Source organism: Microcystis sp. M090S1 (genome assembly GCF_020246295.1).
Taxonomy (GTDB): Bacteria; Cyanobacteriota; Cyanobacteriia; order Cyanobacteriales; family Microcystaceae; genus Microcystis; species Microcystis aeruginosa.
In genome coordinates this window covers 1-6,814 of record NZ_JADBTF010000489.1, presented here as the reverse complement: position 1 = coordinate 6,814, position 6,814 = coordinate 1, and the positions used below count along the sequence as shown (strand labels likewise).

The 6,814-nt window shown below is 44.0% G+C and carries 7 protein-coding genes; 3 read left to right on the top strand and 4 right to left on the bottom strand.

Annotation, left to right across the window (positions count from 1 at the left end):
* Positions 1-121: 121 nt before the first annotated feature.
* The 4 genes from IM477_RS21595 to IM477_RS21580 form a co-directional block, all read right to left on the bottom strand.
* Positions 122-298 (bottom strand): HigA family addiction module antitoxin, encoded by a 177-nt coding sequence (locus tag IM477_RS21595; protein ID WP_287733404.1) that lies wholly within the window; start codon positions 296-298, stop codon positions 122-124.
* A 224-nt stretch (positions 299-522) separates the two neighbouring features.
* Positions 523-1,173 (bottom strand): hypothetical protein, encoded by a 651-nt coding sequence (locus IM477_RS21590; protein ID WP_287733403.1) that lies wholly within the window; start codon positions 1,171-1,173, stop codon positions 523-525.
* Between the two features lie 430 nt (positions 1,174-1,603).
* Positions 1,604-2,884, bottom strand: a complete 1,281-nt coding sequence (gene hisS / locus IM477_RS21585) for a histidine--tRNA ligase (RefSeq protein WP_287733402.1) — start codon at positions 2,882-2,884, stop codon at positions 1,604-1,606.
* 20 nt (positions 2,885-2,904) lie between these two features.
* On the bottom strand, positions 2,905-4,815 hold the full coding sequence (locus IM477_RS21580; protein ID WP_287733401.1) for a heavy metal translocating P-type ATPase: 1,911 nt from the start codon (positions 4,813-4,815) through the stop codon (positions 2,905-2,907).
* Positions 4,816-4,924: 109 nt separating this feature from the next.
* Between IM477_RS21580 and IM477_RS21575 the strand changes: the two genes are divergently transcribed.
* The 3 genes from IM477_RS21575 (at position 4,925) to IM477_RS21565 (ending at position 6,680) form a co-directional block, all read left to right on the top strand.
* On the top strand, positions 4,925-5,128 hold the full coding sequence (locus IM477_RS21575; RefSeq protein ID WP_502866556.1) for a hypothetical protein: 204 nt from the start codon (positions 4,925-4,927) through the stop codon (positions 5,126-5,128).
* A gap of 165 nt (positions 5,129-5,293) precedes the next feature.
* Positions 5,294-6,118, top strand: a complete 825-nt coding sequence (locus tag IM477_RS21570) for an Rpn family recombination-promoting nuclease/putative transposase (RefSeq protein ID WP_287733400.1) — start codon at positions 5,294-5,296, stop codon at positions 6,116-6,118.
* Between the two features lie 133 nt (positions 6,119-6,251).
* Positions 6,252-6,680: an OLD family protein gene (locus tag IM477_RS21565; RefSeq protein WP_287733399.1), complete on the top strand. Its 429-nt coding sequence runs from the start codon at positions 6,252-6,254 to the stop codon at positions 6,678-6,680.
* The last annotated feature ends 134 nt before the right edge of the window (positions 6,681-6,814 follow it).

Below are 6,814 nucleotides of genomic sequence, written 5' to 3'. Positions count from 1 at the left end.
TTAACTTTAAACTCTAAGACAAACATTTTACGCAGGGGGGACTTAGACAAAATCAGTATAGCACAATAAAAGTTAAGTTAACAAGATATAGTTTAAAAAGCCGTCCTAAAAGGACGGGGCTTTAACCCAAAATTTCGGTAATCCCCCGACGACCGTTGACGATTTCGTTAATTTGCCGGTAGGGAACTCCGATTGCGTCCGCAAGTTGACGTTGTGTGATTCCCATCGGCCGCAAAAATTCCTCTTTCAGCATCTGGCCCGGATGGGTGGGTCTTCTATGGGTAGGTATGCGAACCATGCTTATACTCCTTTTTTAACTCGCTAAACTATTTCTTTTTTGCAGGGATTGCACTCTTATACTAAATCCAGTTATTAAAGACTGATTATTTATTCCCCTTTTTGCATAAGTGCATGAGTAGGTAGAAAACGGGTTTCTCCGAGAAACCCGTTTTCTGTGCGTTACTCAACGGATTTAGTATAAAACCCTTACCTCGTCTATATTTCACATTTATTCAGCAAACCCTATTTATTTTTAGGAATTGGGGGCAGTTGCGGGGATTTTCGGCGAGAATTAGAACCGGATATTTTCGGGGGTAGGGGTGCAGAATTGCGATTAGATAAACTTTGAAGGCTCTTTTTCATATTAGCAGGTTCCGGCAGTTCTAGAGTTACCCCTTCTCTAGCTATCATTGTTTCCTCTGGTAGGCATAAATCAAAAACAAAGGCGGAATTATTGGTTAAATCGGCAAATTCTAATCTTACCATCTCTGGAGAGTATTCTAGTGCTAATAAAGGTTCAATTTCGGTCTTAATTAACTGTTCTAATTGAGCCAGATAATTGATCTTAACAGGAGTAACAATTAAAGTTAACGTTTCTTGCCAACCTTGCCCCCCTAATTCTGCCAGAATATCCCCATAACAGCGAATTTTCCAGCTACCTATTCCTAAATCTCGATAGGAAAAAATTTCCAGCCAACCCCCAGCATCCGATCGATAATAATGAGTATATCTTTCACTACTGTCCGGAGATTCGTAATCGATACGCACTTCGATATTGACAAAAGGAGAATCCAGACGGGCCAAGAGACGATAGTTTCCCGAGACAATTTCTAGGGAATTAGTAGAAATTGTGCTTCCGTGATTCTCCCCTTGTTTTTGCAGTATAAATTCCATAATCTTAGCCTAGGCCTAATGTTTGGCCTCTTAGGTTTGGTGGGTAAAATGTATTCTAGGATACAGTCCCGCCAGCGAGCGAGTGGGCTGCATCTCACATTTGCAGGAATACCGACAATCAGCAATTATCAGTGACTCTTAGATGATGACAAATGTATCAGCAGCTGCCTGTAAGCATCCCACCGAAAAACTAATGCGCGGGGGGTTTGGGGGCGGCGCCACGCCCCCAACGGGGGGTTTGGGGGGTAGAACCCCCCAAAAGCCTGGATTGAGTGGTAAAATCAGAAACAACGTCCGATTTTAGCAGAGGGTTTCCCCGTAAAAATCCCAATTGGTAGATTTACAAAAATGAGATGCACCCAGCGAGTGGAACTAACCACAAAGGACACAAAGAATAAGAGAGCCTAATGTTTGCCCTTGACGCTAAAACTTAGGATTTGTGCCGGGAGATTTGCGCTTTTAATTCCCTTGCTTGTGTCAATAAATCCGCTTGGGTTAGACTAATTTGTTCTTGGGTGGCCATCCATTTCAGTTGTACCGTGCCATTTTCAGCCTCAGCATCCCCCAAAATTATACAGCCCACCGCCTTAGCTCGATCGGCCCGTTTAAATTGTTTCCCGAAAGCGCTGCCGCTTAAGTCTAACTCGACGCTAAACCCCAATCCGCGTAATTGCTGCGCTAATACCACACTGCGGGCCTCAGCTTTTTCTCCTTTGGAGACGAGATAAAAATCGGGAACCAAAAAAGATAAAGATTGCTTTTGTTGTAATAATATAATCAGACGTTCTAAACCGATCGCCCAACCCACTGCCGGCGTGTCTGGACCGCCTAATTGAGCTATTAAACCATCATAACGACCACCACCGCAAACCGTGGCTTGAGCGCCTAAATCATCGGACTGAATTTCAAAGGCCGTATGGGTGTAATAGTCCAATCCTCGCACTAAACAGGGATTAAGATTATAGATAACTCCCAAATCGGTTAGTAAAGATTGCACCCGTTCAAAATGCTTTTGAGAATCACTGCCGAGATGTTCAAGAATACTGGGGGCATTCTCACAGATAATTTTTGTTTTCTCGTCCTTACTATCCAAAATTCGCAGGGGATTTTTTTCTAATCTCTGTTGAGAATCCGCGTCTAAATCAGCTTTGTAGGGAGTCAAATAATCTAGCAAGGCCTGACGATAATTTTGCCTATCTTGGGCATTTCCCAGGGAATTAAGGTCTAATTTTAGGTTTTCTAGCCCTACAGCTTTTAATATCTCGCTGGCAAGGGTAATTACTTCCACATCCGCCCTAGGGTCATCACTTCCCAACAATTCGACCCCGATTTGATGAAACTGTCGCTGCCTACCCGCTTGCGGACGTTCATAACGAAACATCGGCCCCTGATACCAGAGTCTTTGTACTCCTCCGGCAGCCTGTAATTTGTGTTCAATGTAGGCGCGAACGACCCCAGCCGTTCCCTCCGGTCGCAAAGTCAGGGAACGTTGACCGCGATCAAAGAAAGTGTACATTTCTTTACCCACCACGTCCGTCGCTTCCCCGATACCCCGTTCAAAAAGTTGCGTCTGTTCAAAAATGGGAGTTCGTATCTCTTGATACAGCGCAGTCCCTAAAATTCTGCCAGCAGTTTCCTCTAACCACTGCCAGTAACCGACCTCCGCCGGTAAAATATCTTTTGTGCCTCGGATTGCCTGGATTTCGCCCATAGTTCTCTGTATTTTTATCCCTATTTGAACAATCTTAAACCGCTTAGAGTCACTAATACCGTCGATCCTTCATGACCGATGACACCAAGAGGTAAAGTTATATCACCGGCAAAATTGGCTATTAGCAATATGCCGATAAACGCGAGGGCGAAAGTGATATTCTGTTTAACAATGCGATTGGCACGACGACCAAGGTTAATTGCGCTGGGAATTTTGGCTAAATTATCGGACATGAGGATAATATCGGCCGTTTCCAAGGCGACATCACTACCAGCTTTTCCCATGGCAATCCCCACATTAGCCATAGCTAAAGCGGGTGCGTCATTAATGCCATCTCCCACCATAGCGACAGTGTGATATTTTTCTTGCAGATTTTGGATAACGGTTAACTTATCTTCGGGCAGTAAATCAGCGTAAACCTCCTCAATGCCGAGTTTTTCAGCGACTTTATCGGCACTTTGTTGATTATCACCCGTAATTAAAACGATATGTTCGATACCGATCTTTTTTAGCTGCTTCACCAGATTAACTGCCGATTCACGAAGGGTATCGGCCACAGCGATCGCACCGATTATCTGATTCTCTTGTACTACCCAGACGAGGGTTTTACCTTCTTTTTGTAAACGTTCGCGGATAGCTAAAATATTCTGGTCAAGATCGGAAATATGGTCACGAATATAGGCAAAATTGCCCACAGATACCGACTTATCGGCAATTTTTCCCGTGATACCCCGTCCCGATACCGCTTGCACCTGATTAGCACTGAAGAAATTTATACCACGTTCCCTGGCTGTGGCGGTAATAGCGGATCCGATGGGATGTTCGGAACAGGATTCTAGGGATGCAGCCACCGCTAACACCTCATTTTCGCTAACTGCATGGATGGGGATAATTTCCACCACTTGCAACTTACCAAGGGTGAGAGTGCCGGTTTTATCAAAAGCGATCGCTCGTATGCGGCCGATCATCTCCAATCTTGCGCCATTTTTGAATAAAATCCCCTGTTTTGCCCCGTTAGCGATACCCGATAACAAAGCTGGCATAATTGAGGCCATTAAAGCACAGGGAGAAGCCACCACGAGAAAAATTAAGGCTCGATAGATAGTGGTTTCCCAGGTCCAACCCCAGAAAAAAGGCGGTAAAATCCCGAAAATTAAGCCCAAAATCACGATAATTTTCGCATAACCCCGCTCGAAACCTTCGATAAACTGTTGGGAGGGAGGGGATTCATTTTGCGCTTTTTCTACCAAACGAATCACCCTCTCAATTAAGCGACTTTCGGGGGGAGTTTCCACCTTTAAACGTAGCACTCCCGCACCGTTGAGAGTTCCCGCAAAGACTTCTTCCCCGATGGTTTTATCCACGGGAAGCGATTCTCCGGTAATTGGCGCTTGATTAATGGGACTGTTTCCCTCCATAATAATGCCGTCAATGGGGATTAATTCACCCGGTTTGACCAAAACTGTATCACCGATCCGTAATTGCTTGATAGGAACCTCTTTTTCCCTGTCTCCCGTGATTAATCTGGCAGTATCGGGAGTCATAGCCATGAGAGAACGAATATTGCGATCGGTTTTCGCCATGGCAATCTGTTCTAATGCACCACTAATGGCGAAAATCAGGATTAAAACGGCTCCATCGATGATGAGATAGTAATTACTGTCCCAGAGTCCCAAAATCGCCGCCCCCAAGGCCGCTACAATCATTAAGAGGTCCACATCCAGTTCTTTTTCCTCCCATAAAGTCGTCAATCCTGCTTGGGTACTCTCGTATCCTCCCACCACATAGGCGATCGCTAGTAGGATAAAAGCCGGGCCGATCAGATTAAAGTGTAGGCATAACCAACCAAAAAAGACTAAAATAGCGCAAATTCCTGCGGCAACTGCCGAGGAATACTGAGAAAACCAAGAGGACGAGATACTCTGAATCATGGATCGATGGCAATTCCTTCTCTACCCATTCTAGAAAAAATTAGATCGATACAGAAAACCCCTAGGACGTTATCCCCTGCAGCCAACTTAGCTGATAATAATTGGAATTTTGCCGAGGTTTGGATCGATCCGCTGCTCTCCTCCCTATGTCTTGCTTTTACTGGCTGAATCTTCAGAAAACTATCGCGTTTACGATCCCTCTGAGGGTTATCAGGTGATATTCACCGGTGCGAGTTACGAGGAAGCGGAAAATTGGCTATTAGAGGACGAATTTGAACCGGTAGAGGGACGACTTTCGCCAGCAGAGATATAATTTCTTTATCTTCCTTGACGCTTTTCTTCGATGCTATCCTTACTAAAAAAGCTCTGGAATTGGCTAAAATCGCTCTTTATTGGCAGTACTAAGGCAATTAACCCCAAAAAAGTCAAAAATACTCCTCCAGAACCCAGTGATGCACCAGCGGAATAGACCGAACTCATGAAAACCGACACGATTTTCTACCGACTTTTTCAAACCTTTCCCGATCTTCTGTTTGAGTTAATCGACTTTCCCAGCGAATTAGCCAATTTCTATCGATTTTCCTCCGTAGAGGTGAAACAACTATCTTTTCGCATCGATGGAGTCTTTCTACCAGAACGGCAAGATTTACCAATTTATTTTACCGAAGTTCAGTTTCAGAATGATCCGGAGTTTTATGCGCGTTTTTTCGCCGAAATTTTTCTCTATCTCAAACAGACGCGGTTAAAAAACAATTGGCGCGGGGTGGTGATCTATCCGAATCGAAGGGTGGAAAAGGAGAATATAGAGCGATATAGAGAGCTATTACAAGAAAAAAGAGTACAAAGGATTTATCTCGAGGAATTAGCTGATATTCCACCAGATTCGCTCGGATTAGCGACGCTAGAGTTAGTAAGCTTACCCGAAGCGCAAGTGATCAACCAAGGAAGGGAGTTAATCGTGCGAGTGAGGGAAACGGGGGTAGAAAATCGCCAACAGGAACTTTTAGAATTGATAGAGACGATTTTGATTTACAAGTTGCCGCAGATTACTCGAAAGGAGATAGAAGCTATGTTTAGTTTAAGCGAGTTAAGACAGACGCGTGTGTTTCAGGAGGCCCTAGAGGAAGGTCGTCAAGAAGGGGAAATCACCGGAAAATTAGCTTCTGTTCCCTTATTATTGCGAGCGGGGGTTAATCCCAAGGAAATCGCCGCTTCTCTGGGATTATCTCTCGAACAGGTCTTAGAAGTGGCTCGGTCACGCGAAGCGTGCGCGAAGCGTTCGCCGGAAGATAGCGATCGCTAGGGTATTTTCAGATTTCGGCAGTAAAGATATAATTTCCTTATCTTCCTTTCCGCTTTTCTTCAAAACCCTTATTCTGTATGCTGTTTAGCAATAATTAGCGATCGCCAATTATCGGAGTAGTTGATAAACACTTATGAAGCTATCGTTTCTAAAGATTCACAAATCAATAACTTCCTTCCCAGAGCTAGAGCTACCTGATTTTGTGGTGCTTACAGGGGTAAACGGTGCGGGGAAAAGTCACTTACTGGAGGCTATCGAGAATGGGTCGATGCGGATTGATGATATAGAAGTGAATAATCAAACACGTCCTATTCGCCGGTTTGATTGGTCAAACCTTATTCCACAAGATACAGGTGCTTTTGCACCCTACCAAATTACTCAAGAAATATCTGGACTTTGGAATGAAATTAATCAGTATGTGAAAGAATATCGTCCTCATATTTCTCAAATTCTTCAATACTTTAATCGAGTTGATTTAGATAAACTTAAGCCTCGTGAGCTTATAGGTCTTACAGCAGAAGAATTAACTAAAACAGGCAGTAGCGTAGAGCAAGCAAGCTGACTGACGGACACATTTTTCAATACAAAGACAAGTACTGTTATGTGAAAGCCTCAAACTCCTGAATAAAAGAAAAGGTAATTTTGCCATAATAATCCTGACGAGCTTTGCGAGAAGCCAAACAGGGAAAAGGGTCA